At 70.2% G+C, this 23,839-nt stretch carries 27 protein-coding genes; 11 read left to right on the top strand and 16 right to left on the bottom strand.

Going from position 1 to position 23,839, the window contains the following annotated elements; all coding sequences use genetic code 11:
- Positions 1–45 precede the first annotated feature (45 nt).
- The gene (locus EP26_RS11605) at positions 46–1,095 is read left to right on the top strand and encodes an AbrB family transcriptional regulator (RefSeq protein ID WP_157033499.1); all 1,050 of its coding nucleotides are present in this window, start codon (positions 46–48) and stop codon (positions 1,093–1,095) included.
- Between the two features lie 64 nt (positions 1,096–1,159).
- Here EP26_RS11605 and EP26_RS11600 read toward each other — a convergent pair whose 3' ends face one another.
- The gene (locus tag EP26_RS11600) at positions 1,160–1,810 is read right to left on the bottom strand and encodes a tyrosine-protein phosphatase (protein WP_043338694.1); all 651 of its coding nucleotides are present in this window, start codon (positions 1,808–1,810) and stop codon (positions 1,160–1,162) included.
- A 106-nt stretch (positions 1,811–1,916) separates the two neighbouring features.
- Here EP26_RS11600 and EP26_RS11595 point away from each other — a divergent pair, with 106 nt between their 5' ends.
- On the top strand, positions 1,917–2,120 hold the full coding sequence (locus tag EP26_RS11595; RefSeq protein ID WP_043338764.1) for a hypothetical protein: 204 nt from the start codon (positions 1,917–1,919) through the stop codon (positions 2,118–2,120).
- Positions 2,121–2,138: 18 nt separating this feature from the next.
- Here EP26_RS11595 and EP26_RS11590 read toward each other — a convergent pair whose 3' ends face one another.
- On the bottom strand, positions 2,139–3,116 hold the full coding sequence (locus EP26_RS11590) for a Bug family tripartite tricarboxylate transporter substrate binding protein (RefSeq protein ID WP_043338692.1): 978 nt from the start codon (positions 3,114–3,116) through the stop codon (positions 2,139–2,141).
- A gap of 71 nt (positions 3,117–3,187) precedes the next feature.
- Between EP26_RS11590 and EP26_RS11585 the strand changes: the two genes are divergently transcribed.
- Entirely contained in the window at positions 3,188–4,753 is a 1,566-nt protein-coding gene (locus EP26_RS11585) for a cation:proton antiporter (protein WP_052389069.1), read from the top strand.
- On the opposite strand, the gene EP26_RS11580 is transcribed toward EP26_RS11585, so the two are convergent.
- Together EP26_RS11580 and hemF are read right to left on the bottom strand one after the other, a co-directional pair.
- Positions 4,723–5,703, bottom strand: a complete 981-nt coding sequence (locus tag EP26_RS11580) for an NADPH:quinone reductase (RefSeq protein WP_043338691.1) — start codon at positions 5,701–5,703, stop codon at positions 4,723–4,725. The genes EP26_RS11585 and EP26_RS11580 overlap by 31 nt on opposite strands.
- A 64-nt stretch (positions 5,704–5,767) precedes the next feature.
- Positions 5,768–6,670: an oxygen-dependent coproporphyrinogen oxidase gene (gene hemF, locus EP26_RS11575; RefSeq protein WP_043338689.1), complete on the bottom strand. Its 903-nt coding sequence runs from the start codon at positions 6,668–6,670 to the stop codon at positions 5,768–5,770.
- A gap of 221 nt (positions 6,671–6,891) precedes the next feature.
- On the opposite strand from hemF, the gene petA reads away from it, so the two are divergent.
- From petA to EP26_RS11560, 3 genes are read left to right on the top strand one after another with little or no spacing between them, the layout of a single operon-like run.
- Entirely contained in the window at positions 6,892–7,440 is a 549-nt protein-coding gene (gene petA, locus EP26_RS11570) for a ubiquinol-cytochrome c reductase iron-sulfur subunit (RefSeq protein WP_043338687.1), read from the top strand.
- An 11-nt stretch (positions 7,441–7,451) separates the two neighbouring features.
- On the top strand, positions 7,452–8,723 hold the full coding sequence (locus tag EP26_RS11565) for a cytochrome b (protein WP_043338686.1): 1,272 nt from the start codon (positions 7,452–7,454) through the stop codon (positions 8,721–8,723).
- A gap of 1 nt (position 8,724) precedes the next feature.
- Positions 8,725–9,498, top strand: a complete 774-nt coding sequence (locus EP26_RS11560; RefSeq protein WP_043338685.1) for a cytochrome c1 — start codon at positions 8,725–8,727, stop codon at positions 9,496–9,498.
- Positions 9,499–9,552: 54 nt separating this feature from the next.
- Here EP26_RS11560 and EP26_RS11555 read toward each other — a convergent pair whose 3' ends face one another.
- Positions 9,553–9,723 carry a hypothetical protein gene (locus EP26_RS11555; protein WP_157033498.1) on the bottom strand — a complete coding sequence of 57 codons (171 nt, stop codon included), beginning with the start codon at positions 9,721–9,723 and terminating at the stop codon, positions 9,553–9,555.
- 90 nt (positions 9,724–9,813) lie between these two features.
- On the opposite strand from EP26_RS11555, the gene EP26_RS11550 reads away from it, so the two are divergent.
- A complete protein-coding gene (locus EP26_RS11550) occupies positions 9,814–10,701 on the top strand; it encodes an S-methyl-5'-thioadenosine phosphorylase (RefSeq protein ID WP_157033497.1) in 888 nt (295 codons plus the stop codon).
- A gap of 135 nt (positions 10,702–10,836) precedes the next feature.
- Positions 10,837–11,571: a Crp/Fnr family transcriptional regulator gene (locus EP26_RS11545; RefSeq protein WP_169747386.1), complete on the top strand. Its 735-nt coding sequence runs from the start codon at positions 10,837–10,839 to the stop codon at positions 11,569–11,571.
- Positions 11,572–11,575: 4 nt separating this feature from the next.
- Here the strand turns inward: EP26_RS11545 and EP26_RS11540 are convergent, their stop codons facing one another.
- The 9 genes from EP26_RS11540 to ccoN are packed head-to-tail and all read right to left on the bottom strand — an operon-like array spanning position 11,576 to position 19,404.
- Positions 11,576–11,758 carry a hypothetical protein gene (locus EP26_RS11540; protein WP_043338681.1) on the bottom strand — a complete coding sequence of 61 codons (183 nt, stop codon included), beginning with the start codon at positions 11,756–11,758 and terminating at the stop codon, positions 11,576–11,578.
- The gene (ccoS, locus tag EP26_RS33025; RefSeq protein ID WP_084112469.1) at positions 11,755–11,919 is read right to left on the bottom strand and encodes a cbb3-type cytochrome oxidase assembly protein CcoS; all 165 of its coding nucleotides are present in this window, start codon (positions 11,917–11,919) and stop codon (positions 11,755–11,757) included. The genes EP26_RS11540 and ccoS overlap by 4 nt, the downstream gene beginning before the upstream one ends.
- Positions 11,907–14,243 (bottom strand): heavy metal translocating P-type ATPase, encoded by a 2,337-nt coding sequence (locus EP26_RS11535; protein WP_043338680.1) that lies wholly within the window; start codon positions 14,241–14,243, stop codon positions 11,907–11,909. Before EP26_RS11535 ends, ccoS begins: the two co-directional genes overlap by 13 nt.
- A complete protein-coding gene (locus EP26_RS11530; RefSeq protein WP_043338679.1) occupies positions 14,240–14,713 on the bottom strand; it encodes a FixH family protein in 474 nt (157 codons plus the stop codon). The genes EP26_RS11535 and EP26_RS11530 overlap by 4 nt, the downstream gene beginning before the upstream one ends.
- Entirely contained in the window at positions 14,710–16,161 is a 1,452-nt protein-coding gene (ccoG, locus tag EP26_RS11525; RefSeq protein WP_043338678.1) for a cytochrome c oxidase accessory protein CcoG, read from the bottom strand. Before ccoG ends, EP26_RS11530 begins: the two co-directional genes overlap by 4 nt.
- A gap of 10 nt (positions 16,162–16,171) precedes the next feature.
- Entirely contained in the window at positions 16,172–17,026 is an 855-nt protein-coding gene (gene ccoP, locus EP26_RS11520) for a cytochrome-c oxidase, cbb3-type subunit III (RefSeq protein ID WP_043338677.1), read from the bottom strand.
- Between the two features lie 11 nt (positions 17,027–17,037).
- Complete coding sequence (locus EP26_RS33020) at positions 17,038–17,193, bottom strand: cbb3-type cytochrome oxidase subunit 3 (RefSeq protein WP_084112468.1); 156 nt, start codon at positions 17,191–17,193, stop codon at positions 17,038–17,040.
- Between the two features lie 10 nt (positions 17,194–17,203).
- Positions 17,204–17,932, bottom strand: coding sequence for a cytochrome-c oxidase, cbb3-type subunit II (gene ccoO, locus EP26_RS11515; protein WP_043338675.1), 729 nt, complete (start codon positions 17,930–17,932; stop codon positions 17,204–17,206).
- Positions 17,933–17,946: 14 nt separating this feature from the next.
- The gene (ccoN, locus tag EP26_RS11510; RefSeq protein ID WP_052389067.1) at positions 17,947–19,404 is read right to left on the bottom strand and encodes a cytochrome-c oxidase, cbb3-type subunit I; all 1,458 of its coding nucleotides are present in this window, start codon (positions 19,402–19,404) and stop codon (positions 17,947–17,949) included.
- A gap of 148 nt (positions 19,405–19,552) precedes the next feature.
- Here ccoN and EP26_RS11505 point away from each other — a divergent pair, with 148 nt between their 5' ends.
- Positions 19,553–20,320, top strand: coding sequence for a DUF2189 domain-containing protein (locus EP26_RS11505; RefSeq protein WP_052389066.1), 768 nt, complete (start codon positions 19,553–19,555; stop codon positions 20,318–20,320).
- Here the strand turns inward: EP26_RS11505 and EP26_RS11500 are convergent.
- Complete coding sequence (locus EP26_RS11500) at positions 20,317–21,030, bottom strand: urease accessory protein UreH domain-containing protein (protein WP_245624372.1); 714 nt, start codon at positions 21,028–21,030, stop codon at positions 20,317–20,319. The genes EP26_RS11505 and EP26_RS11500 overlap by 4 nt on opposite strands.
- Before the next feature lie 131 nt (positions 21,031–21,161).
- Here EP26_RS11500 and EP26_RS31870 point away from each other — a divergent pair, with 131 nt between their 5' ends.
- Positions 21,162–22,133 (top strand): glycosyltransferase family 2 protein, encoded by a 972-nt coding sequence (locus tag EP26_RS31870; protein WP_169747385.1) that lies wholly within the window; start codon positions 21,162–21,164, stop codon positions 22,131–22,133.
- On the opposite strand, the gene EP26_RS11490 is transcribed toward EP26_RS31870, so the two are convergent.
- Positions 22,101–22,850: a hypothetical protein gene (locus EP26_RS11490; RefSeq protein WP_043338673.1), complete on the bottom strand. Its 750-nt coding sequence runs from the start codon at positions 22,848–22,850 to the stop codon at positions 22,101–22,103. The two genes, EP26_RS31870 and EP26_RS11490, sit on opposite strands and share 33 nt — an antisense overlap.
- A 30-nt stretch (positions 22,851–22,880) precedes the next feature.
- Between EP26_RS11490 and sigJ the strand changes: the two genes are divergently transcribed.
- Complete coding sequence (gene sigJ / locus EP26_RS11485; protein WP_043338671.1) at positions 22,881–23,804, top strand: RNA polymerase sigma factor SigJ; 924 nt, start codon at positions 22,881–22,883, stop codon at positions 23,802–23,804.
- Positions 23,805–23,839 lie beyond the last annotated feature (35 nt).

Below are 23,839 nucleotides of genomic sequence, written 5' to 3'. Positions count from 1 at the left end.
CGGCCGGTTTGACCTGTACCAGGGCCTGGGCGAACCTCACCTGCCTTGGCCCAACTCCCTCCCCAGCTTCGCACCCAGTTCGTCACCTGCGCCGGCGCGGCGCTTGGGGGTGGAGCGATGTACCTGCTGCATGTCCCGCTCGCCTGGATGATCGGGGCGATGGTGGCGACTGCGGCGCTGGCCTGGAGCGGGCCGGTCGCGGTGCCGGGCTGGGCGCGGCCGGCGGGGCTTGTCTTCCTCGGGCTCGGGCTCGGCATCACCTTTTCCGGCCCGGTGCTGGCGGCAGTGATGGGCGCCCTGCCGGTGATGCTGCTCGGCGGGGTGCTGGCGATCCTTTCCGGGCTGGTCGTGGCGCGGCTCTTCACCCGGCTGGCGGGGACGGACCGGCAGACCGGCTTCTTCTGTGCGGTGCCCGGCGGCGTCATCGTCATGGCGGTGCTGGCGCAGGAGGCGAAGGCCTCCGTCCCCACCGTCACCCTGGCGCAGACCATGCGTGTGCTGGTCGTGGTGCTGACCTTCCCGCCGCTGCTCGGCTGGCTGGCGCCGCATGGCGACTTCGCCGACTTCACCGCCGCGCAGGCCGCGACCTGGTGGCCAGGGCTGATCGGCATGGCAGCGGCCGGGCTGGTGCTGGCTTGGCCGTTGCAGCGGATCGGCATGGCAAATCCCTGGATGCTCGGGCCCTGTGCGCTGGGCATTGCGCTGGCGGCGAGCGGGCATTTGCCCTCCGGCGTGCCGGTGCCGTTGATCGATGCCGCGCAGGTGGCGTTGGGCGCCTCGCTGGGGACGCGGCTGACGCGGAGCTTCCTCATGGCCTCGCACCGGCTGGCGATCGCGGCGGTGATCTCGGCCGCAGCGCTGTCGTTGCTGCTGACCTCGTTTGCGATCGGCATCGGTGCGGCGGCCGGCTTGCCCTATGCGGCGATGATTCTGGGTATGGCGCCGGGCGGCATGCCCGAGATGGCGCTGACGGCGAAGGCGCTGGAGCTCGGCGTGCCGCTGGTGCTCGGCTTTCACCTGACGCGGACAGTGCTGTGCAACCTACTGGTCGGGCGCATCCACCGGCTGGCGATGCGCTTCGGGCTGCTCGGCTGAGCTGGAACGGTAGTTGCTCCGGCTTTGGTTCCGGCGGGCGAATACCCTTTGAGACGAGCCGGGCTTACTCCCGACGGAGGATGCCGTCGACCAGCCGGTCGGCCCAGGCGCGGGACTGGAAGGCCTCGCGCAGCGCCGCCTCGGAATAGTCGTCGCGCAGCCAGTCGAGGAAGGGCTTGCCCTCCCCCGCATGGGCCGCGGCATAGGCGAGGAAGAAGGCGTCGAGGATGCCGGTGCGGCTCTGCCGGACATGGCCATGCCGGAGGGAAAGCTGGGCCAGCGCCTCCTGCGGCGGACGGCCCTGCAGCAGCAGCCAAAGCCCGGCAGCGAGGCCGGTGCGGTCGGCGCCCGACTTGCAATGCATCAGCGCCGGCTCCTGCATGGTACGGAAGATTTCGGCCAGGCGGAGAATTCGGTCCTTGTGCGGAGCGCCGCGGCTCTCGAAAGGAGCGTCGATATGCACGAGGCCGAGTTCCGCCGCCGCCACCCGGCCGAGGCGGTCGGAACCGCAGCCTGTGCGCTCGCCGCGAAGGTTGATCACCGTGCGCAGGCCGAAGCGGCGGGCGGCTGCGGCGAGCTGCCAAGGCAGCGGGTGGTTCGAGCGATAGAGCCGGCCGGGCTCCACTACCCCCCAGTTCCGCCAACCGAGGCGCAGCAAGGCATGGTCCACGAACAGGCTGTTGAGCCAGAGCGGGGCGGTGCTGGGAGCAGGCATGCCCCGGGTATGCTTTGCGGCGCGGCGGATTACCAGGGGCGGGCGGCGGAACGCCCCGCGCCGAGGCGGCGTTGTGGGGCATCACACGCTGACAATGGGGGACACCATGTCATCCAAGGCCCATCTGCCGCCGGTCCCGCCGGCCAACCGCAGCCCGCATGGCCCGGGGGCCCAGAGCCCCGAGGGCGATATGGCCGCCCAGCAAGCCGAGGCCACGAAGTCCAGCCGCGACCGCAACCTTGGCGAACAAGGTCGCCAGGGCGATATCAAGCAGAACACCACCCACCAGGGCTACCAGCAGGACCGGTAGCCCCGGCGAGGCATTGCCTCAATCCATCCGGGCGCCGGAGATGCGGACCATCTCCTTGAGCATCGGCCGCTGGCTGGCGGCATGCTTCACCGCATCCTCCGGCGTGCTCCAGACGCAGCGGGCGCCGGTCTGCTCGAAGCGCCGCTGCATGGCGGGGTCCTCCGCCACCTCCTTCATCGCGGCATTCACCCGCTCGACGATCGGCCGCGGCATCCCCGCCGGGCCGACCCAGGCGCACCAGGAGGTGACGGTGAAGTCGGGGATGCCGGCCTCGCCCATGGTCGGAATGTTGGGCAGCGAGGGCCAGCGCTGCGGGCTGGTCACGGCGAAGGCCTTCATCCGGCCCTCCTGGATCACCGGGATGTAGCTGGCGAGGTTGTCGATGGCGAAGGTCAGGTCGCCTGCCAGCATGGCCGGGATGATCTGTGCCGCGCCGCGAAAGGGGACGTGCTGGCCGTCAATTTTCTGCCGGTCGCAGAACATGCTGCCGCAGAGATGCGCCGTTGTGCCGACGCCCGGGCTGCCGAAGGAGACGCCGTTCGGCCGGCTGCGGGCCCATTCGACGAATTCGCGAGCGTTGTTGGCGGGACAGAATTGTGCCGGCGCCACCAGCACGTTCGGCAGCTCCCAATGCATGGAGATGACCGAGAAGTCCTTCTCCGGGTCGAAGGGCAGCCGCGAGTAGAGGAATTGCGCGATCGAGAGGTTGGCGATGGTCGCCGGGCCCTGAGTATAGCCGTCCGGCGCGGATTTCGCGATGGCCTCCATGCCGATGTTGCCGCCGGCGCCGGGGCGGTTCTCCAGCACGTAATTCTGGCCGAGCTTCTGGCTAAGTTGCTCGCAGACCAGGCGGGCCAGCACATCGGTCGAGCCGCCGGGCGGCCAGGGGATGATGGCGCGGATCGGCCGGTTCGGCCAATCGCCGAGGGGTTGGGCCAGAGCGGGCACGGCGAGCAGGCTCGGTGCGCCCGCGATCAGGGCGCGGCGGCGGATCATGGTGGTTCTCTCCCGGATTCGGTTTCGCCAGGGCAAGATGACCGGAGAGCCATCGCGGGGAAAGGTGCCGCATGCTGATCTTCGAGACGGTCATTCTCCTGCTGCTGGCGGGCGCGCTGCTGGCGATGCTGGCGAAGCGGCTGCGGGCCCCTTATCCGGCCCTGCTGGCGCTTGCCGGGACCGGCGGCGCGCTGCTGCCGGGATTGCCCCAGGTGACGCTCGACCCGGAGTTGGCCCTTGCCCTCTTCGTTGCGCCGACCCTGCTGGATGCGGCCTATGACGCCTCGCCGCGTGATTTGAAAGCCAATTGGCGGCCGGTCGGCGGCCTAGTGGTGGTCTGCGTGCTCTGCACCGCCTTCGCCGTCGCCTGGGTGGCGCGGCTGATCGAGCCGGGCCTGCCCTGGGCCGCGGCGATCGCGCTCGGGGCTATCGTGGCGCCGCCGGATGCCTCGGCCGCAGCGGCGGTACTGCGGCAGCTGCGGCCACCGCACCGGGTCCTGGTCATCCTCGAGGGTGAGAGCCTGCTGAACGATGCAACGGCGCTGCTGCTGTTCCGCGTCGCCGTCGGGGCGGCGATGGGCGGGGCGATAAGCGGTTGGCAGGTGGTGCCGATGCTGCTGCTGACCTGCGGCGGCGGGGCGCTGTTCGGCATCGCCGCCGCCTGGGTCTGGGTCAGGCTGTCGACACACCGGGAGGATCTCGCGGTCGCCGTGCTCGTGCAGTTCCTGGGCACCTTCGCGGTCTGGCTGCTGGCGGAGCGGCTCGGCCTCTCGGCCATCATCACCATGGTGGCCTATGCGATGACGATCGCCCGGCTGGTGCCGTCGCGGATCGACGGCCGTGAGCGGATGGCCAGCTATGCGGTCTGGGAGGTGGCGGTCTTCGTCCTCAATATACTGGCCTTCATCCTGATCGGATTGCAGTTGCGCGGCATCCTCGACCGGCTGGGCGGGTTGCAGTGGCGCGATGTCAGCTTCGCTGCGGCGGCCTGCGCCGTCGTCATCCTCATGCGCTTCGCCTGGGTGATGGGCTATGTCATCGTCGCCCGCCTAGGCAAACGGACCGAAGGGTCGCCGAGCATCGCGGGCGGCATCGTCATATCCTGGTGCGGCATGCGCGGGATCGTCACACTGGCCGCGGCGCTGGCCTTGCCGGAGGGCTTCCCCTACCGCGACCTGATCTTGCTGACCGCCTTTGCTGTGGCGCTGGTGACACTGGTGCTGCAGGGGCTCAGCCTGCGCTGGCTGCTGGAGCGGCTCGGCCTGCCGGATGACGGTGGGGTGGAGCGGGAGGTGGCGCTGGCCCGGCAGGCGACGGCCCGGGCGGCGCTCGAGGTGCTGCACGCGGCGCCCCGGGGCCGGGCGGCGGAGGTGCTGGAGAGGGAATACCTCGCCCGGCTGCGGCCGATGGAGGGTGGTGGCGAGGATCTCTCCGGCCTGCAGCGCCAGGCGGTGGCGGCACAGCGGCGGGTGCTGGCGGAGCTGCGCTCGCATGGCACGATCGGCGACGACGCCTTCCATGTGATCGAGGAGGAGATCGACCTCCTCGATCTCACGGCCGATCCGCGCATCCGGGACCTGACGGCGCCTGCCGATCGCCCGCCTACTCAGCAATCTAGCACGAGGTTGCCGATATAGGCGCCCGTCTCGACCGCATCCTGCGCCGCGGCGCAATCGGCGAGCGGGGCATGGGCGGCGACGGCATGGCGGATCAGGCCGCGCTCCAGCCAGGGGGTCAGCGCCCCGAGGGCGGTGGCTCGCTGGACCGGGCTCAACTCGTAGACGATGAAGAAGCGCAGCGCGATGCCCTTCATGATGGCGGCGCCGAAATTGACCGAGGCCTCAGCGCCGTTCGCGCCATAGACGGCACAGACTCCGCCTGGGGCCATGAGGCGCGGCAGCAGCGGGGCGTTGCCGGTCACGTCGACTTCCACCACCCGGTCCACCCCAGCACCGCCGGTGAGCGCGAGGACACGGTCGGCGGCATCCTCGCTGCGGTAGTTCACCGCGTGGTCGGCACCGGCGGCCATGGCATGGGCGGCCTTGGCCTCGCCGCTGACGGTGGCGATGACCTGGGCGGCACCGAGCAGCCGGGCGAATTGGATGGCGTAATGCCCGACCGAGCCGGCCCCACCGGTGACCAGCACCCGCTGGCCGGTGACCCCGCCATCGGTCAGCACGGCGTGGAGGGCGGTCAGCGCCGGGATGCCAAGGCAGGCGCCCTCGGCGAAGCCGGTGTGCTCCGGCAGGGGCACCGCCTGTTCCGACGGCAGCGCGATGTACTCCGCCGCGGTGCCGAAGGGGCGCTTCCATTGCCCGTTCCAGATCCAGACGCGCTGGCCGATGCGCTGGCGCGGCACGCCCTCTCCCACCGCCTCGATGTGGCCTGCGCCGTCGCTATGGGGGATGACGCGGGGGAAGGCCATCGGCCGGCCGCGGCCGCTGCGGCTCTTCCAGTCGGAGGGGTTGACGCCGGAGGTGGCGAGGCGGACCAGCACCTCGCCCGGGCCGGGGCTCGGGGTCGGCAGCTCACCATAGGTGAGGACCTCGCCGGCCGGGCCTTGCCGATCGTACCAGACTGCGCGCATCGGGCGTCTCCTGAAGCTTTGGCGCCAGCCTGGACCGAAGGCCCCTACCCCCGCAATGCGCCGCTCAGGGCCATTTCGCTTCCGGCGGCAGGGACATCAGGATCGCCTCCACATTGCCGCCGGTCTTCAGGCCGAACAGCGTACCCCGATCGTGAAGGAGGTTGAATTCCACGTAGCGGCCCCGGCGGATGAGCTGGTGCTCGCGCTCGGCCTCCGTCCAGGGCTCGTGCATCCGGTGGCGGATGATGGCCGGGTAGCTCTCGAGGAAGGCGAGGCCGACATCCTTGACGAATTCGAAGTCCCGGTCCGCTCCCTGGCCTGGGGTCCGGTCGCCCAGCCAGTCGAAAAAGATGCCGCCGAGCCCGCGCGCCTCGCCCCGGTGGGGCAGCCAGAAATACTCGTCGCACCAGGCCTTGAAGCGTGGGTAGTAGGCCGGATCGTGGCGGTCGCAGGCGGCCCGGTAGGCGGCGTGGAAGCGGGCGGCGTCCTCCTGCGATTCGGGAGCATCGAGCGCCATCGGCGTGAGGTCGCCCCCGCCGCCGAACCAGGCGCGGGAGGTGGAAAGGAAGCGGGTGTTCATATGCGCCGCCGGCACGCGCGGGCTGCGCAGATGGGCGACCAGCGAGATGCCGGTCGCGAAGAAGCGCGGGTCCTCCTCGGCGCCCGGTATCTGCTTGCGGAATTCCGGGGAGAACTCGCCATGGACGGTCGAGCAGTTCACCCCGACCTTCTCGAAGACCCGGCCCTTCATCACCGACATCACCCCGCCGCCGCCGCCCTCCCGCGTCCAGGCGACGCGCTCGAAGCGACCGGGGGGCATTCCGGCATGCGGGCCGGTGTCGCATTCCTCCTCGATCAACTCAAATGCGGCGCAGATCCGGTCGCGGAGGCTCTCGAACCAGAGGCGGGCGGGCTCGGCCAGGCGATGCGCGGCGGGGTCCTGGCCGGGGGGCGTAGTCTCGGTCACCGATTTCCTCTCCTTGGCGCCGGCGGGGCGAAACAATAGCCGGGTGATTGCCCGCCCGGCGGATTGCCACCCTGCATAGCGTACCTTTATATGCGGCGCAGCGCGTCAGGAGGCACGATCCATGCTTGGCGGATCCTGTCCAACCCGGCCGCAGCAATCGCATTCGGCCCTCCCCTCCCACCCCGGGAGCAGGCGTGGGCCGCGATCAGGGACGATGAGGCATGGCCGATAGCATGGCGCAACCGGCGCCGCAGGATGGCGAAACCCGCCGGGATTTCCTGCAACTCGTGGCGGGTTCCTTCGCGGCGGTCGGCGTCGGCGCGATCGCCTGGCCATTCATCAGCTCGATGAACCCGGCGCGTGACACGCTGGCGGTCTCCACCACCGACATCGACCTGAAGCCGATCGCCGCCGGCTCCGCCATCACGGTGGTCTGGCGCGGCAAGCCGGTCTTCGTGCGCAACCGCACCGAGGAGGAGGTCAAGGCGGCCCGCAGCGTGCCGCTCTCCGAGCTGCAAGACCCACAGCCGGACCAGGCACGGGTCAAGAAGGATCAGTGGCTGGTCGTGATCGGCATCTGCACCCATCTGGGGTGCATCCCACTCGGGCAGAAACCCACCGACCAGCGCGGGCCCTTCGGCGGCTGGTTCTGCCCCTGCCACGGCAGCGCCTACGACACCTCGGGCCGCATCCGGCAGGGGCCGGCGCCGACCAACCTTGCCGTCCCGTCTTACGCCTTCACCTCCGATACACAGATCCGGATCGGCTGAGGAGCCCACCCATGGCCATTGGCCTTCATAAGAGCGAGTTCAAGAACCCGGTCATCCGCTGGGTCGATGCCCGCCTTCCTGTTTTCACCATGGTGCAAAAGGAGTACGGGACGTTCCCCACGCCCCGTAACTTCAACTACTTCTGGAATTTCGGCGCGTTGGCTCTGGTCAACCTGCTGATCATGATGGCCACCGGCATTTTCCTGGCGATGAACTACACCGCCCATACCGGTCTGGCCTTCGACAGCGTCGAGCGCATCATGCGCGACGTGAATTACGGCTGGCTGCTACGCTACGCGCACGCCAACGGCGCCAGCATGTTCTTCATCGTGGTCTACATCCACATTTTCCGGAACCTGTACTACGGATCCTACAAGGCGCCGCGCGAGCTGCTCTTCATGCTTGGGGTGGTCATCTTCCTGCTGATGATGGCGACGGCCTTCATGGGCTACGTGCTGCCCTGGGGCCAGATGTCCTTCTGGGGCGCGACGGTCATCACCAACCTGTTCAGCGCCATCCCGTTCGTCGGCGAAAGCATCGTGACCTGGCTCTGGGGCGGCTTCAGCGTCGACAACCCGACGCTCAACCGCTTCTACAGCCTGCACTACCTGATGCCGTTCCTGATCCTCGGCGTCGTCTTCCTGCATGTGGCGACGCTGCACATCACCGGCTCCAACAACCCGCTCGGGATCGACCCTAAGGGGCCGCAGGACACGGTGCCGTTCCACCCCTACTACACGGCGAAGGACAGCGTCGGCCTCGTCGTCTACTTCATCGTCTTCGCGGTCCTGGTGTTCTTCTTCCCGAACGTGCTGGGCCATGCGGACAACTACATCCCGGCCAACCCGCTGGTGACGCCGCCGCATATCGTGCCGGAATGGTACTTCCTGCCCTTCTACGCGATCCTGCGTGCGGTGCCCGACAAGCTCGGCGGCGTGGTGCTGATGTTCGGCTCCATCGCCATCCTCTTCGTGCTGCCTTGGCTGGATACCTCTCCGGTACGTTCCATGCGGTTCCGCCCGCTGGCGCGGCCCTTCTTCATCGTTTGGTGCGTCGCCTTCCTGGTGCTGCTCTATGTCGGCGGCAAGCCGCCGGAGGAGCCCTTCGTCACCATCGCCCGGGTCTGCACAGCCTACTATTTCCTGTACTTCCTGGTGATCCTGCCGCTGCTCGGGCGGCTGGAGCGGCCGCTCCCGCTGCCGGAGAGCATCGCCCGCCCGGTGCTGCGCGGCGGTGGGCCGTTGCCCGCCGGCGCCATGAGCAAGCCGATGGAGAAGGCCTGACATGCCCGCTTTCCGTAGCCTCCGGGCGCTGGTCCTTGGCCTCGGCCTGATGGCGGGGGCAACGCCCGCCCTTGCCGCCGGCGAAGGAGTCAGCCTGCCGGACACTCGCTTTTCTTTCGACGGGCTGTTCGGGCATTTCGACCGCGCCTCGGCGCAGCGCGGCTTCCAGGTCTACAAGGAAGTCTGCTCGGGCTGCCATTCGATGCACCTGCTTTCCTACCGCAACCTGCGGCAGCTCGGCCTCTCTGAGGCCGAGGTGGCGGGCATCGCGGCGACAGTCCAGGTTATGGACGGGCCGAATGACGAGGGCCAGATGGTGGAGCGGCCCGGCCGCGCCTCCGACCGGTTCAAGAGCCCCTTCCCCAATGAGCAGGCGGCGCGGGCGGCCAATAACGGCGCCTATCCGCCCGATCTCTCGGTCATTACCAAGGCACGCGAGGGCGGGGCGGACTATATCCACGCCCTGCTGATGGGCTATGGCGACCCGCCGGCCGGCATGCAGATCGCCGACGGCATGCATTACAATAAGTACTTCGCTGGCCACCAGATCGCCATGCCGGCGCCGATCAGCTCGGACGGGCAGGTCGAGTATCATGACGGTACGCGGGCGACGGTCGACCAGATGGTGACCGATGTGACGCAGTTCCTGACCTGGGCGGCGGAGCCGGAGCTCGAGGAGCGAAAGGCGATGGGGGTGAAGATCATTATCTTCCTCACCATCCTCGGCGGCCTCGCCTATGCGGTGAAGCGCAAGGTCTGGCGCGACGTGCACTGAGGCCGGCCGCGCCGGAGATACTGGAAGGGCCGCCCTCGGGCGGCCCTTCGCAATTCAGCGGGCCGGTGTCACGGCGAGGTCGGGCGGCGGCAGGGCGGTGCCGCGCTCGATGTGGCTGCTTTCCATCGGGGTCGTCTTTGGGCTGCAGGCGCCGAGCAGGAGCAGAAGGCAGGCGAGGCGGGCGGTCATGGGTGCTACTCCGATCGGCATGATGCGGGGCAGCATGAACCGGCTTCCGCCGCCCGGCCATCGCCGACGGTTGATCCCGCCGCCGCCCTGGCTCAAAAGCCGCTCCACCTTCCGGAGATGCATCCCATGCCCGACATGATCGAACCCGTCATCGGCCTCATCGGCGGCTCCGGCCTCTATGACATCGATGGACTGGAGGAGCGCGAGTGGCGCCGGGTGGAGACGCCCTGGGGCGAGCCTTCGGATGAGTTGCTCTTCGGCCGGCTCGCCGGGGTGCGCTGCGTCTTCCTGCCACGCCATGGGCGGGGGCACCCGACGCCGCCCTCGGCGCTGAACTACCGGGCAAATATTGACGCGCTGAAGCGGTCAGGCGTCACCGAAATCCTCTCCCTCTCCGCCGTCGGCTCGCTGCGGGAAGATTTGCCGCCCGGGCATTTCGTCATCGTCGACCAGTTCATTGACCGCACCTTCGCGCGGGAGAAAAGCTTCTTCGGCACCGGCTGCGTGGCGCATGTCTCGGTGGCGCATCCGGTCTGCCCACGGCTCGGCGATGCGGTGGAAGGCGCGGCGCGGGGCCTTGGCCTGCCGGTCACACGCGGCGGGACCTATCTCGTCATGGAGGGGCCGCAATTCAGCACCAAGGCGGAAAGCGAGCTCTACCGGTCCTGGGGGTGCAGCGTCATCGGCATGACCAACATGCCGGAGGCGAAGCTCGCCCGCGAGGCGGAGCTCTGCTACGCCACAGTCGCCATGGTCACGGATTTCGACTGCTGGCACCCGGACCACGACCATGTCACGGTCGACCAGGTCGTGAAGGTCCTCTTCGGCAATGCCGACAAGGCGCGGGCGCTGGTGAAGGCGGTGGTGCCGAAGCTCGGCATGCCGCGAGGCCCCTGCCCCGCTGGGTGCGACCGGGCGCTCGATCATGCGTTGATCACTGCGCCTGAAAAGCGCGACCCTGCCATGCTGGCGAAGCTGGATGCGGTAGCCGGGCGGGTGCTGCGGGCAGCCTGACGCAACAGGGCGCTGTAAGGGTCTGGGGGTGGGACCGCGGGGCTGTCCCGTCCCCAGATGAGCCGCTCACGAAACCGTGCTTGCATCCTGCAAGGCGAGCGCTCAGATTTGCATCTGGAACCCGGGAGAAGTCCATTGGGCCCTTCAGCCCCCCTAAGCGTGCGGCAGAACCTTGCCGCCCTGTGCGGGAGCTGTGCCGGCTCCTTCCGTGGCCTTTGCCACGGTCTGGAGGAGCAGGATCAGCACGTCCTCTCCGATGCCTCGTCCCTTATCCGCTTGCCGGCGCGCGGTGCCGTCTTCCGGGAGGGTGACCGGGCGAATGCCGTCTTCACCCTGGTCGATGGCGCGGCCAAATTACTGCGGACATTGCCGGATGGGCGGCAGCAGATCATCGGCTTCCGCTTCCCCGGCGACTTGATCGGCTACACCGCCCGCGACCGCTACCCCTGCGATGCCGAACTGGTGTGCAATGCGACCGTCTGCCGCATCGACCGCGGCAAGCTGGAGGCGATGAGCCGCGGCTGCTCCGGCATCAGCCATCGCCTGCTCGAACTCTGCGCCGAGGATCTGGCGACGGCGCAGGAGCAGCTTGCCGCCATGGCGCAGCGCAGCTCGGAGGGACGGGTGGCCGCCTTCCTGCTCATGCTGCGCGATGCCGCCCGCCGCAACGGCGCCTCCGGCACCGAGCTGGCCCTGCCGATGACACGGGCCGATATCGGCGATTACCTCGGTCTGACGATCGAGAGCGTCAGCCGCGTCTTCGCCGGCTTCCGCCGCGCCGGGCTGCTGCAGGAGCCCATGCGCGGCACGGTCCGGCTGCTCGACATGCCGGAGATCGAGTCGCTGGCGAGTGGCGGAAGCGCGCACTGACGGTTCAGTGCGTCGCGTCGTGCTCGTCGAAATGCCGTTTGACGCAGCCGAGCGCGAAGAGCGTCCCGAAGCCGAAGAGGCCGAGGCCGAAGGTCTGCAGGTAGTCATGCGCCGCCGCGGCGGCGAAGAGGCCGACCACGGCGATCAGCCCGGAGAGGATGAGGAAGAAGACGCGGCTCGGGATCATCGGGGTTGCCTTTCGGTGGGCTTGGTGTCGTCGAAGAGGATGCGGGCGCCGGCGCCATCGAGATCCTCGTATTGGCCGCTGCGCAGCGCCCAGAGGAAGCCGAGGAGGCCGAGCAGCCCGAGCGCCAGGGCGACGGGAACGAGGGCAATCAGGGCATCCATCGGCCGAGCCTTTCCGCGCGCAATGCATTGAGGATCACGACGAGAGAGGAGCTGGCCATCACCGCCGCCGCGCCGAGCGGCGTCACCAGTCCAGCAACCGCCGCCGGCACCGCCACCAGGTTGTAGGCGAGGCTGAAGGCGATGTTCTGCCGTGCCAATGCCTGGGCCCGGCGGGCGGCGCGGAGCGCCTCCGGCAGGGCGAGCAGCGCCTCGCCGCGCAGCGCGAGGTCGGCCGCGACCTGAGCCAAGTCCTGCGCCCCGGGGGCGGCGACTGCGGCATGGGCCAGGGCCAGGGCCCCGGCATCGTTGATGCCGTCACCGACCATCAGCGGATGTCGGCCGGCAGCGCGCAGCTCGGCGATTCGGGCCCGCTTGGCCTCGGGGATGACCCCGCCCTCCCAGACCTCGATGCCGAGTTCCGCCGCGACGCGGGCGACCGCGGCGGGCGCATCGCCCGACAGAATCTCCACCGGCAGGCCGAGGCTGCGCAGCGCCTCGACCGCGGCCCGAGCATCCGGCCGCAGGGCATCGGCGAAGCGGAAGGCAACAGGCTCCGAGCCGCCCTCGGTGAACCAAAGCACCGGCGTGTCGCCCTTCGCCGCCACGCCGCAGAAGCGGGCGCTGCCGAGGCGGGCGGCGCCGGCAGCCATGCCCTGGCCGGGATGCTCCACCGCATCGCGGCGCAGCGGCGCCTCGGGGCAGGCGGCGAGCAGGGCGCGGGCCAGCGGGTGCCGGCTGCCGCGGGCGAGGCCGGCGGCGGCGCGCAGATCCTGCGGCGTCCAGTCGCCGGGCAGCAGGCACGGCGTGCCGCAGGTCAGGGTGCCTGTCTTGTCGAGCACCACATGGTCGATGCCAGCCAGCCGCTCTAGCGCGGTCGGCGAGGTCACCAGCACGCCGCGTCGGAACAGCGCCCCCACCGTCACCACCTGCACCGCCGGCACCGCGATGGCGAGGCCGCAGGGGCAGGTGACGATCAACGCCGCGACCGCCGGCACCAGCGCCGCCTGCCAGCCAAGCCCGGCGCCGAGCCACCAGCCGAGGAAGGTGCCAGCCGCGATGACCAGCACCGTCGGCACGTAGAGCCGCGCCGCCTTGTCGGCGAGGGTGACGAAGCGCCCGCGCGCCGCCGCCGCCTGCTCCAGCAGCCGCCCCGTGGCGGCGAGCGAGCCTTCCGCCGCCGCCGCCGTCACCCGCAGCACCGCCGGCGCGCCCATATTGACTGCGCCGGCCATCACCGCCGCGCCTGGGGTGACGGGCCGCGGCAGGCTCTCGCCCGTCGTCGCGGCGAGGTCGAAGAGGCCCGGCGCATCCTCCAGCACCGCATCCAGCCGCAACCGCTCGCCGGCGGCGAGCAGGATGCGCTCGCCGGGCCGCACGGCGCCGGTGGAGACATCCTCGGTGCAACCATCCGGCGCCAGGCGGCGCACCATGCCGTCCTGCAAGGCAAGCAATTCGGCGACGGCACGGCCGGCGCGGCCGCGGGCGGTACGGTCGAGCAGCCGCCCGGCCAGCAACAGCGCAAGCAGCGTCGTCGCCCCGTCGAACCAGGTGAAGGGTCCGTTGCGCCAAGCCTCGGAGAGCGACATCGCCGCCGTCGCCAGCACGCCAAGGCTGATCGCCACATCCATGTTGGTCCGCCGCGCCCGCAGCGCGGCCAGCGCGGAGCGATAGAAGGGCAGGCCGGCAAGGGCGATGGTCGGCAGGCCGATCAGCGCGGCCAGCCAATGCATGAAGCCGCGCGTCTCGGCGCCCATGTCGTCGCCCACCCAGACGGCGACGGAGACGAGCATGACGTTCATCGCCCCGAAGGCGGCGATGCCGAGGGCGCGGATCAGGCTGCGCGTCTCGGCGTCGTCGGCGGCGCGGAGGCAGGCGGGGGTGAAGGGCACGGCGCGGAAGCCGAGGCGGCCGAGAAGGGCGGCGAAATCCTCCGCCCTCCCCTGCGCGCCCCGCCAGCGGAGGGTAAGGCGGCGCGTCGTCAGCGCGGCGCGGGCGGCGAGCATGTCCGGCTCGGCGGCCAGGGCCTGCTCAACCAGCCAGACGCAGGCGCCGCAGCGTAGGCCAGAGACCATCAGGTCGAGCCGCCAGAGCTCCGGCGCCTCCGCGACGGCCGCGGTGGCGAGCGGCACCGGCGGCGCGGCATCCGGCCGCAGCGCGCCATCGGCCGCGCTGCGCCGGCGGTAGAAGTCGTCGAGGCCGAGGCCCTCCACCAGCCCATGCGCCGCCTCGCAGCCAGCGCAGCAGTACCGGGCGTCGAGCGCCACCGTCGCGCCGCAATGAGCACAGGCGGCGGCGGGGATGGCGATGCGGCCGATGACGCTCATGGCACAATCACCCTCTGGCGAATGTCGAGATGCCGGCCGGCGGCGTCGCGCAGGGTGAGCCGCGCCTCCCACTGGCCGGCCGCGGGCGGCTGGGCGGAGGCGAGCCAGCGGCCTAGTGCCACCTCGGTGAAGTCGAGCTGCACGGTCCGGCCATCGAGCGGACGAAGCAGCAGGCCGATGAGCCGGCCCTCGACCGGCACGCCCGCGCGGTCCGCCACGGCGACGGAGAGGGCGCCGTCAGAGAGCGTGACATGCGCCATCCAGCCAAGCGCCGCCTGGCGCTCCGCCTCCGCGATGATGTGGTTGTAGGCGCGGCCTCGGTCATAGGAACGGCCGGTGGTGGTGCCGGTGAAGCTGCGCACGGCCGAGGTGATCAGCACGGCGTTCACGCCGATCACCAGCAGCATCATGCCGACGAAGACCCACGGGATCCAGCGGCCACGGGCGTGGTCGAAGCTGCGGACGGTCATGGTTGCGGTCCCAGGAAGACGCCCTCCGCCGCGGCGACGGGGCGGCCGACGGCATCGAGCAGGCGGAAGCGGATGGGCTGGCGCTCGGTCGCTTGCGGGGCGGTGACGAGGGCGCGGAAGCTGGCGACGCCGTCGCCCTGCACCGGCAGCAGCGGGCGGCCGGCGGCATCCGTCGCCACATCCTGCACCAGCAGCCGCAGGCTTGGCGCTTCCTCAAGCACCAGCGTGTAGCGGCCGCCCTCGCGGCTCTTGTCGGCCAGCTTGAGCAGGTAGGCGTTACGGATGCCGCCATCGGAGAGGCGGACGAAGGGCGGTGCCCTCTCCGGCAGCACGGTGAGGGAGAGCGTCTCCCGCAGCAGCAGCGCGCCGAGCATGACGGTGACAACGGCCGAAAGCACGCCGGCATACATCACCACGCGCGGCCGCAGCAGGCGGAGCGGGCGCCGCGCGGCCATGCCGGCGGCCTGCCGTGCGGGGCCCGGTACCAGCTCCGCCGCCGCGGCGGTGCTGGCGGCGAGGTTGGCCAGGGTCTCGAAGCCGATCAGCCCCTCCAGGCGGTGAAGCTTCCGCATGACGTCGTCGCAGGCATCGATGCAAAGGCCGCAGCCAATGCAGCCGAGTTGCTGGCCCTCGCGGATGTCGACGCCGGTCGGGCAGACCTGCACGCAGGCGCTACAATCGACGCAGTCGCCGGAGCCGGCATCCCTCGGCTTGCCGCGCGGCTCGCCGCGCCAGTCGCGGTAGGTGACGACCAGGCTGTCCTGGTCCAGCATCGCCCCCTGGAAGCGCGGCCAGGGGCACATGTAGGTGCAGACCTGCTCGCGGGCGAAGCCGGCCAGCACGTAGGTCGTCGCGGTGAAGAGGGCGAAGAAGAACCAGGTCTCCATCGAGGCGCCGAGCGGATCGCGCACCAGCGTTGGCGCGTCCTGGAAATACATCACCCAGGCGCCGCCGGTCACCGCGGCGATGCCGAGCCAGACGCCATGCTTGGCAAGGCGGCGCAGGCTGCGGTCGCGCGAGGGCGGGCCGGCATCGCGCTTCATCCGCGCATTGCGGTCGCCCTCGATACGGCGTTCCACCCAGAGGAACAGATCGGTCCAGACGGTCTGCGGGCAGGCAAAGCCGCACCAGACGCGGCCGAAGAGCGAGGTCGCCGCGAAGAGGCCGATGGCGCCGAGGATCAGCAGGCCGGTGAGGAAATAGACCTCCTGCGGCCAGAGCTCGATCCAGAAGAAGAAAAGCCGCGCATGCTGCATGTCGACCAGCACCGCCTGGTCGGGCACGCCCGGTTCACGGTCCCAACGCAGCCACGGCACCAGGTAGTAGAGACCAAGCAGGATGCCGAGCACCGCCCACTTGGCGCGGCGCACCCGCCCCTGCACCGCGCGCGGGTAGACCTTGCGGTGCGCGGCATAGAGCGAGGCCGGGGGCGGTCCGATATCGGGCATGACGGGTCCCCTAGCGCTCCCCGCCGCCGAGCGCGTGGACGTAGACGGTGAGCATGTTGATCGTCGCCGCGTCGAGCCGGCCTTCCCAGGCCGGCATCACGCCGGCGCGGGAATAGGCGATGCTCCGCATGACCGAGGCCTTGTCGCCGCCATAGAGCCAGATCCTGTCGTTCAGCCGCGGCGCGCCGACCTGCCGGTTACCCTCGCCGCGCTCGCCATGGCAGGCGGCGCAGTTATCGGCGAAGAGCGCGGCACCCGCCGCATTGATCGGGCCGGCGCCGGAGAGCGAGAGGACGTGCTCGGCGAGGTCGCCGATCTGCGGCATGGTCAGCCCGGCTTGCAGGAAGGCGGGCATGGAAGTGCCGCGCGCCTCGGCAGCCTCGCCGTTGCGGACGCCGTGGCGGATGGTCGTGCGGATATCCTCGAGGCTGCCGCCATGAATCCAGTCGTCATCGGCAAGGCTCGGGAAGCCGCCCGACGCGCCCTGCCCGCCCGCGCCATGGCAGCCGGCGCAGCTATTGGCGAAGGCGATGCGGCCGCCGGCCAGCGCGAAGGTACGCAGCTCGGGCTCGGCAGAAATCGCTTCCGGCGTCGCGTCACGGAGGCGGGCCAGCATCGGCGCCGCCTTGGCTTGCTCGGTCGTCATCACCGCGGCGAGGTCGCCGCGCGCGGTATTGCCGAGCAGGCCGCGCACGAAGGGCAGCGCTGGGTAGAACACCACCCACACCAGGGCGAAGGCGATGGTCGCGTAGAAGGTGTAGAGCCACCAGGAGGGCATCGGGTTGTCGAGTTCCCGGATGCCGTCCCATTCATGGCCGGTGGTTGCGACGCCGGTAGCGGCATTGGACTCGGTCTGCTTTGCCATGGTCCTGGCTTTCAGGGCTGACTGTCGCGGAGCGGGATGGCGGCGTGCCGGCTGGCGGCCTCGCGGCTGCCGGGGCGCAGCACCCAGGCCAGAATCCCGGTGAAGAGGAGCACGAACCAGACCACCCAGATGGTCGAGAGGATCTCGTGCAGGCGCTGGATATCCATCAGGCGCTCCTCAGGGCTGGCGCAGCTGGTCAGGCGTCACGTCCGAGAAGCGGACGAGGGTACCGAGCATCTGCAGGTAGGCGATCAGCGCATCCATCTCCGTCACCACCTTGGGGTCGGCGTCGAAGGCCGCCTGGCGGGCATTCGGGTAGCGGCGGCTGAAGCCGGAGGCGTCGGCCTCGGGCGTCGCCTGGGTGGCGAGGTCGTTCGCCGCCTCGGCGACCATCTCGTCGCTGTAGGGCACGCCGACGCCGCGCTGGGCACGGAGATGGGCGCGGATCGCCTCGGCATCGAGCGGCCGGTCGAGGAAGGCATAGGGCGGCATCACCGAGGCCGGCACCAGCTCGCGCGGGCTGCGGAGATGGGCCGCGTGCCAGTCATCCGAGTAGCGGCCGCCGACGCGGGCGAGGTCCGGCCCGGTGCGCTTGCTGCCCCACTGGAAGGGATGGTCGTACATGCTCTCGGCCGCCAGGCTGTGATGGCCGTAGCGCTCTGACTCGTCGCGGAAGGGGCGGACCATCTGGCTGTGGCAGAGGTAGCAGCCCTCGCGCACATAGATGTTGCGGCCCATCAGCTCGAGCGGAGTGTAGGGGCGGATGCCCTGCACGCGCTCGATCGTGGTCTCGACGAGGAAGAGCGGGACGATCTGCACCAGGCCGCCAATGGCGACCGTCAGCAGGGTGAGCACGCCGAGAAGGATGAGGTTCTTCTCGATCAGCGCATGGGTGAAGCGTTTCATGGCGCGGCCCCTCCTTACTCGGCGGCCATCGGCAGGGCGGCGGGGAGCGCGGCCGGCGCCTCCTCCTTCCCTGCCGTCACGGTGCGGTAGATGTTCCAAGCCATGATGAGCGCGCCGCTCAGGTAGAGCACGCCGCCCAGCATGCGGATGACGTAGTAGGGATGCATCGCCGCAACGGTCTCGACGAAGGCGTATTGCAGGAAGCCGTGCTCGTCATAGGCGCGCCACATCAGCCCCTGCATGATGCCGCTGACCCACATGGCGGTGATGTAGAGGACGATGCCGATGGTCGCGACCCAGAAGTGCCAGGAGACCAGCCGCTCCGAGTAGAGCTTCTTGTTCCACAGCACCGGGATCAGCCAGTAGAGCGCGCCGAAGATGATGAAGCCGTTCCAGCCCAAGGCGCCGCTATGGACGTGGCCAATGGTCCAGTCGGTGTAGTGCGAGAGGCTGTTGACCGCGCGGATCGACATCACCGGCCCCTCGAAGGTGGCCATGGCGTAGAAGCCGACGGCGGTGACGGAGAAGCGCAGGCCGGGATCGGTGCGCAGCTTGTCCCAGGCGCCCGACAGCGTCATCAGCCCGTTGATCATGCCGCCCCAGGAGGGCATCCACAGCATGATCGAGAAGACCATGCCCAGCGTCTGCGCCCAGTCCGGCAGCGCGGTGTAGTGCAGGTGGTGCGGGCCGGCCCAGATGTAGAGGAAGATCAGCGACCAGAAATGCACGATGGAAAGCCGGTAGGAATAGACCGGTCGCCCCGCCTGCTTCGGGATGAAGTAGTACATCATCCCCAGGAAGCCGGCGGTCAGGAAGAAGCCCACCGCGTTGTGGCCGTACCACCACTGGATCATCGCATCCTGCACGCCGGACGCCATGCCGTAGGACTTGCCCACGCCATCGCCCACCGGCAGCGCCAAGTTGTTGACAATGTGCAGCATGGCGACGGTGATGATGAAGGCGAGCAGGAACCAGTTCGCCACGTAGATATGCGGCTCGCGGCGCTTCAGGATCGTGCCGCCGAAGGCGACGAGGTAGGTGACCCAGACCAGCGTCAGCCAGAGGTCCACGTACCACTCGGGCTCGGCGTACTCCTTGCCCTGGGTAACGCCGAACAGGTAGCCTACGGCCGCCGCCACGATGAAGAACTGGTAGCCCCAGAACAGGAACCAGCCCATCTCCTCGCCGCCGAAGAGCCGTGCGCGGCAGGTGCGCTGGACGATGAAGAGGCTCGTTCCGATCAGCGCGTTGCCACCAAAGGCGAAGATCACCGCGCTGGTGTGCAGCGGGCGGAGCCGCCCGAAGGTGGTCCATTCCAGGTCGAGGTTGAGCAGGGGGAAGGCGAGCTGCGCGGCGATCACCACGCCGGCTAGGAAGCCCGCGATACCCCAGAACACCGTGGCGATGGCGAAGGCGCGGACCGGCGCCTCGACGTCAGGCTCGGTGGGGATAGGGGCGGCAATCGCTGCCATGCGACACATCTCCGGACCGGGGCGGTCGATGGGTCCCCGGCATCGGCACAACCTCGCCCGATCGGGCCTGGGCGTCCTTGATCCCGATCAAGGTCCCGCGCCGGCATTCATGCTTAGGCTCGGGCAGGCCGCGGTTGAGGATGGAAGAATGCCGATCGAAGCGCTCAACGTCCCACTGCGGAGCCGTGTGCGCCGCGTGGCGAGCGACCGGCCCTGGGTGTGGATCACCCTCGGCTGGCGGGACATGATGGCGCACCGGGCTATCAGCCTCAGCCTTGGCGCGGCGCTCGCCCTCTTCGGCTGGGTGCTGTCGCTGCTGTTGTTCGAGTTGGGAGCGCCATGGGCGATCCTGCCGGCGACGGCGGGCTTCTTCATCCTTGCTCCGCTGCTCGCCACGCCGCTCTACGAGGTCTCGCGCCGCGCCGAGCTGGGCGAGACGGTCACGCTGCACCAGGCGATGCAGGCCTTCCGGCCACAGATCGCCATGATGGGCGTACTGCTGCTCATCATCCACCTGTTCTGGGTGCGCGTCGCGGGGCTGCTCTTCGCGCTCTTCTTTGGTGGCGTGGCGTTGCCCTCGCTCGCGCAACTGCCGATGGCGATGCTGCAGTCGGAGGCGCTGCTGCCCTTCCTCGTCACCGGCACCGGCATCGGCTGCCTGCTGGCGGCGGGCAGCTTCGCCCTCGCCGCCGTCTCACTGCCGATGCTGGTCGACCGCGACATCGCCTGGCTGGAGGCGGTGACGATCAGCCTGCAGGCGGTGATGGAGAACAGCCGCGCCATGGCGCTCTGGGCCGGGCTGATCGTGCTCTTCACCGGGCTGGCGCTGGTGCCCTTCTTCCTGGGCCTTGTCGTGGTGCTGCCGCTGGTCGGCCATGCGACCTGGCATGCCTACCGGGACTTGGTCGTCCGTTAAGCCAGCCGCAGGGCGAGCGCCAGGAGCACCAGGGCGTTGAAGCCGTAGAGCAGCGGCGCAACGCGACGGAGCAACGGCTCCGCGCGGCGGCGGAAAAAGCGGCCGAGGAGAGCGAGCGCCACCAGCGCCGGCACGGTGCCCAGCACGAAAGCCAACATGGCGAGCGCCCCGGCGAGCGCGCTGCCGCTCGCCGCAGCCGCCGCCAGCGCTGCATAGAGGAGCCCGCAGGGGAGCGCGGAGAGCAACAGGCCGAGCAGGAAGGCGCGGCTGGCGCCCGGCCCTTCGAGCAGTCGCCCGAGCCGTGGGGTGATCAGCCCACCGAACCCGCCCCGCGGCAGACGTGCCGCCAGCGCCGGCACCGCCCGGGCCAGCATCGCCAGCCCCGCCAAGCCGAGCAGTAGCGGCGGCATCAGGCCGAGCCCGGGCAGATGCGCTGCCGCGGCCGAGAAGCCACCGCCCACTGCACCGAGCGCCCCATAGCCGAGCCCACGCCCGAGGTGATAGGGCAGCAGCAACGCCCCAGAGAGCCGCGCCAGCCGTCCGCCGCCTTGGCTGCCGCCCGTCGCCATCTGCGCCAGCACGAAGGGTCCGCACATCGCCGCGCAATGGCTGGCGCCGCCAGCGAAGCCGGTGAGGAAGAGCGCCCCCATCAACGCCGGCAGCCCGTCCGGGCCGAGCGCGTCGAGGGAGTGGAGACAGGATGCCAGCATTATCGCAGCCTGGACCATGGGCCAGCGCCCGTCCTTGATCAGGATCAGTCTTCCACCAGAGGACACAAGGGCGAGACTCCGCGCAGGCGTGATCCCCGCACCGAGCATTCCCGTGTCACCCGAGGGGAATGATGCGCGATCTCGTCACCCCTGCCCCAGCCGTCTCCGTCCTGACGCCGGCCTTCGACGTGGCCCGGTATGTCGGTGCTGCGCTGGACAGCGTCCTCGCCCAGACCTTCACCGACTGGGAGATGATCGTGGTCGATGACGGCTCCCGCGACGGCACGGCGGAGGTGGTGGAGGCACGAGCCGACAAGCGCATCCGCCTGATTCGGCAGGAGAATGCCGGCGTCTCCGCCGCCCGCAGCCGCGCGATCGCCGAGGCGCGGGGCGAGGCGGTGCTCTTCCTCGATGCTGATGACTGGCTGGCTCCCGATGCGCTGGAGCGGCTGATGGTCGCCCTCGCCTCGATGCCGGCCGCCATCGCCGCCCATGGCGCCTATGCGGTGATGGCCGAGACGGCGAAGCCCGGCGACCCGCCCCTGCGGCTGAAGGGCACCCCTGCCCTTTCCGGCGACCTGTTGGAGCGGTTGCTGGTGCAGAATCTCTTCGTTAATGGCGGGCATCTGCTGATCCGGCGGGAGGCGATCGCCGCCGCCGGGCCGTTCCTGCCGCATCTCCGCTATGGCGAGGACTGGGAATATTGGATTCGCCTCGCCTTGCAGGGTCCCTTCATCGCGGTCGAGGAGGCGGAGCCGGTGCTCTTCGTCCGCGAGCGGCAGGGCAGCGCCTATCGCCGGATGGCGCATGACCCGGCGGCCTTCGCCCCGGCGATGGCAGCGATCTATGCGAATCCGCTGCTGGCGGAGCGGCTCGGCCCGCAGCGCCTGGCGCGGACGCGGCGGCGGGCGGAGGCGGAGAATGCCTGGATCGTCGGGCGGGAGTTGATCCGCCATGGCGACCGCGCGGCGGGGCTCGGGCGCCTGCGGGCCTCGGTGGCGGCGGCCCCCTCGCCAAAGCGGGCATTGCTGCTGGCAGCGGCGCATGCCCTGCCGCTGCTGCCGCGGCCGCTACATGGGCCGTTCGTGGCGTATCCGGGCTAGATACGCCGCCACCGCGACGATCAGCATGCCGAGGCCGGCGGTGATGGCGACCGCCGGCAGCGCCGCGTTGGCGATGACGATGGCGATCAGCGCCCAGAGCAGCGCGCCGGCATACCAAAGGTCGCCGTGGCTCCGGCGCAGCACGGCGCCGCCGATCCAGGCGGCAAGCAGGATAAGCCCCATCGCCACCAGGGCCGGGTCGGTCCCGCCCCAGGTCACGCCCTCGGTCGCCGCCGCGCCGGAGAGGTTGACGATGCTGGCGGCGGAGACCCAGCCCGCCAGTAGGCCGAAGAGCGGACGGGCGATCCAGCGCCAGCCGCCCCCCGTCGCGGGCAGCGCTGCGGCGCGGAAGAAAGCCATCAGTGCCGCGACCAGCAGGGCGAGGATGATTGCCAGCAGGTGCCAGCCATTCGGCGTCAGCTGCGCCACGACCATCCAGAGCAGCATCAGCGCGAAGGCCCCCGCCGCGGGACCACGCAGCCGGGCGAGGCGCAGATCGGCGCGTCGCGCGGGGTGCGTCTGCCAGATGCCCCAGGCCAGAGCCAGGGCGAAGATCGGCCCCCAGATCGAGAAGGCATAGGGTGCCGGCACCACCGGCGTCCGGATGGTCTGCATCGCCCAGAGTGGGTGGCCGGTACCGATGAGGCTCGCGAGCACTCCGGCGAGGGGTAGCAGGGCGGGGAGGATGAGATTTAGCAGCGGTTGGAATCGGGGCATGCTCGGCACTTTGGCAGCGGAGGAAGGCGGATGCAGCAGCGGGACAGGCTCGACCCTTTCCTCGCCGAGCGGCCGCGGCTGCTGGCCCTCGCCTACCGTATGCTCGGCGCGACAGGCGAGGCCGAGGAGGTCGTCCAGGACGCCTGGATCCGCTGGCAAGGCGCCGAGGGCATCGCCGATCCCTCTGCCTGGCTGGTGACGGTGGTGACGCGGCTCTGCCTCGACCGGCTGCGGCGGAGCGAGGCGGCGCGGCGCGACTATCCGGGCCCCTGGTTGCCGGAGCCCTGGCTGGAGGAAGTACCGGCACCACCCGCGACCGCGGCGCCCGACCGGCGTCTGGATCGCGCAGCTGACCTCTCCATCGCTTTCCTGCTGGTGCTCGAGCGGCTCTCGGCGCCGGAGCGGGCAGCGCTGCTGCTTCGGGATGCCTTCGGGGCGGAGTATGGGGTAATCGCCGCGGCGCTCGGGCGGACGGAGGCGGCCTGTCGCCAGCTGCTCCACCGGGCCCGGGAGCGGCTGCGGGAGGCAGGGCCGGCGCGGCAACCAGCGAGCCCGGCGGCGCATCGGCGGCTCCTCGGAGCTTTCATGGCGGCAGCCCGCTCTGGCGATGCGGCACGGCTCACCCGCCTGCTGGCCGAGGATGCCCGGCTGCTGACAGATGGCGGCGGCAAGGCACGGGCGGCGCTCAACCCAATTCTTGGCGCGGGCAAGGTAACGCGCTTCGCCCTTGGCGTGTGGCGAAAGCCCCCGGCGGAGATTGAAGCGTGGCCGGTGGTCTTCAACGGGCAGCCGGGCCTTGCCCTTTTCCTCGACGGGACACCTTGGGGGGCGCTGGGCGCCGAGGTGGCAGGGGGCCGCATCCGATCGCTCTATCTGATCCGCAATCCTGACAAGCTGCGTGGATTTTTGCCGGCGGCCGTCACAAGCGGCGGGGCAGGCGCGTTCTTGGGGTAGCGGGCGGCCTCTCCGCCCGCCGAACCGAAGGGACG

The organism is Belnapia moabensis DSM 16746 (assembly GCF_000745835.1).
Lineage (GTDB): Bacteria > Pseudomonadota > Alphaproteobacteria > Acetobacterales > Acetobacteraceae > Belnapia > Belnapia moabensis.
The sequence above is the reverse complement of the archived record's forward strand: the minus strand, read 5'-3'. Positions and strand labels throughout refer to the sequence as shown.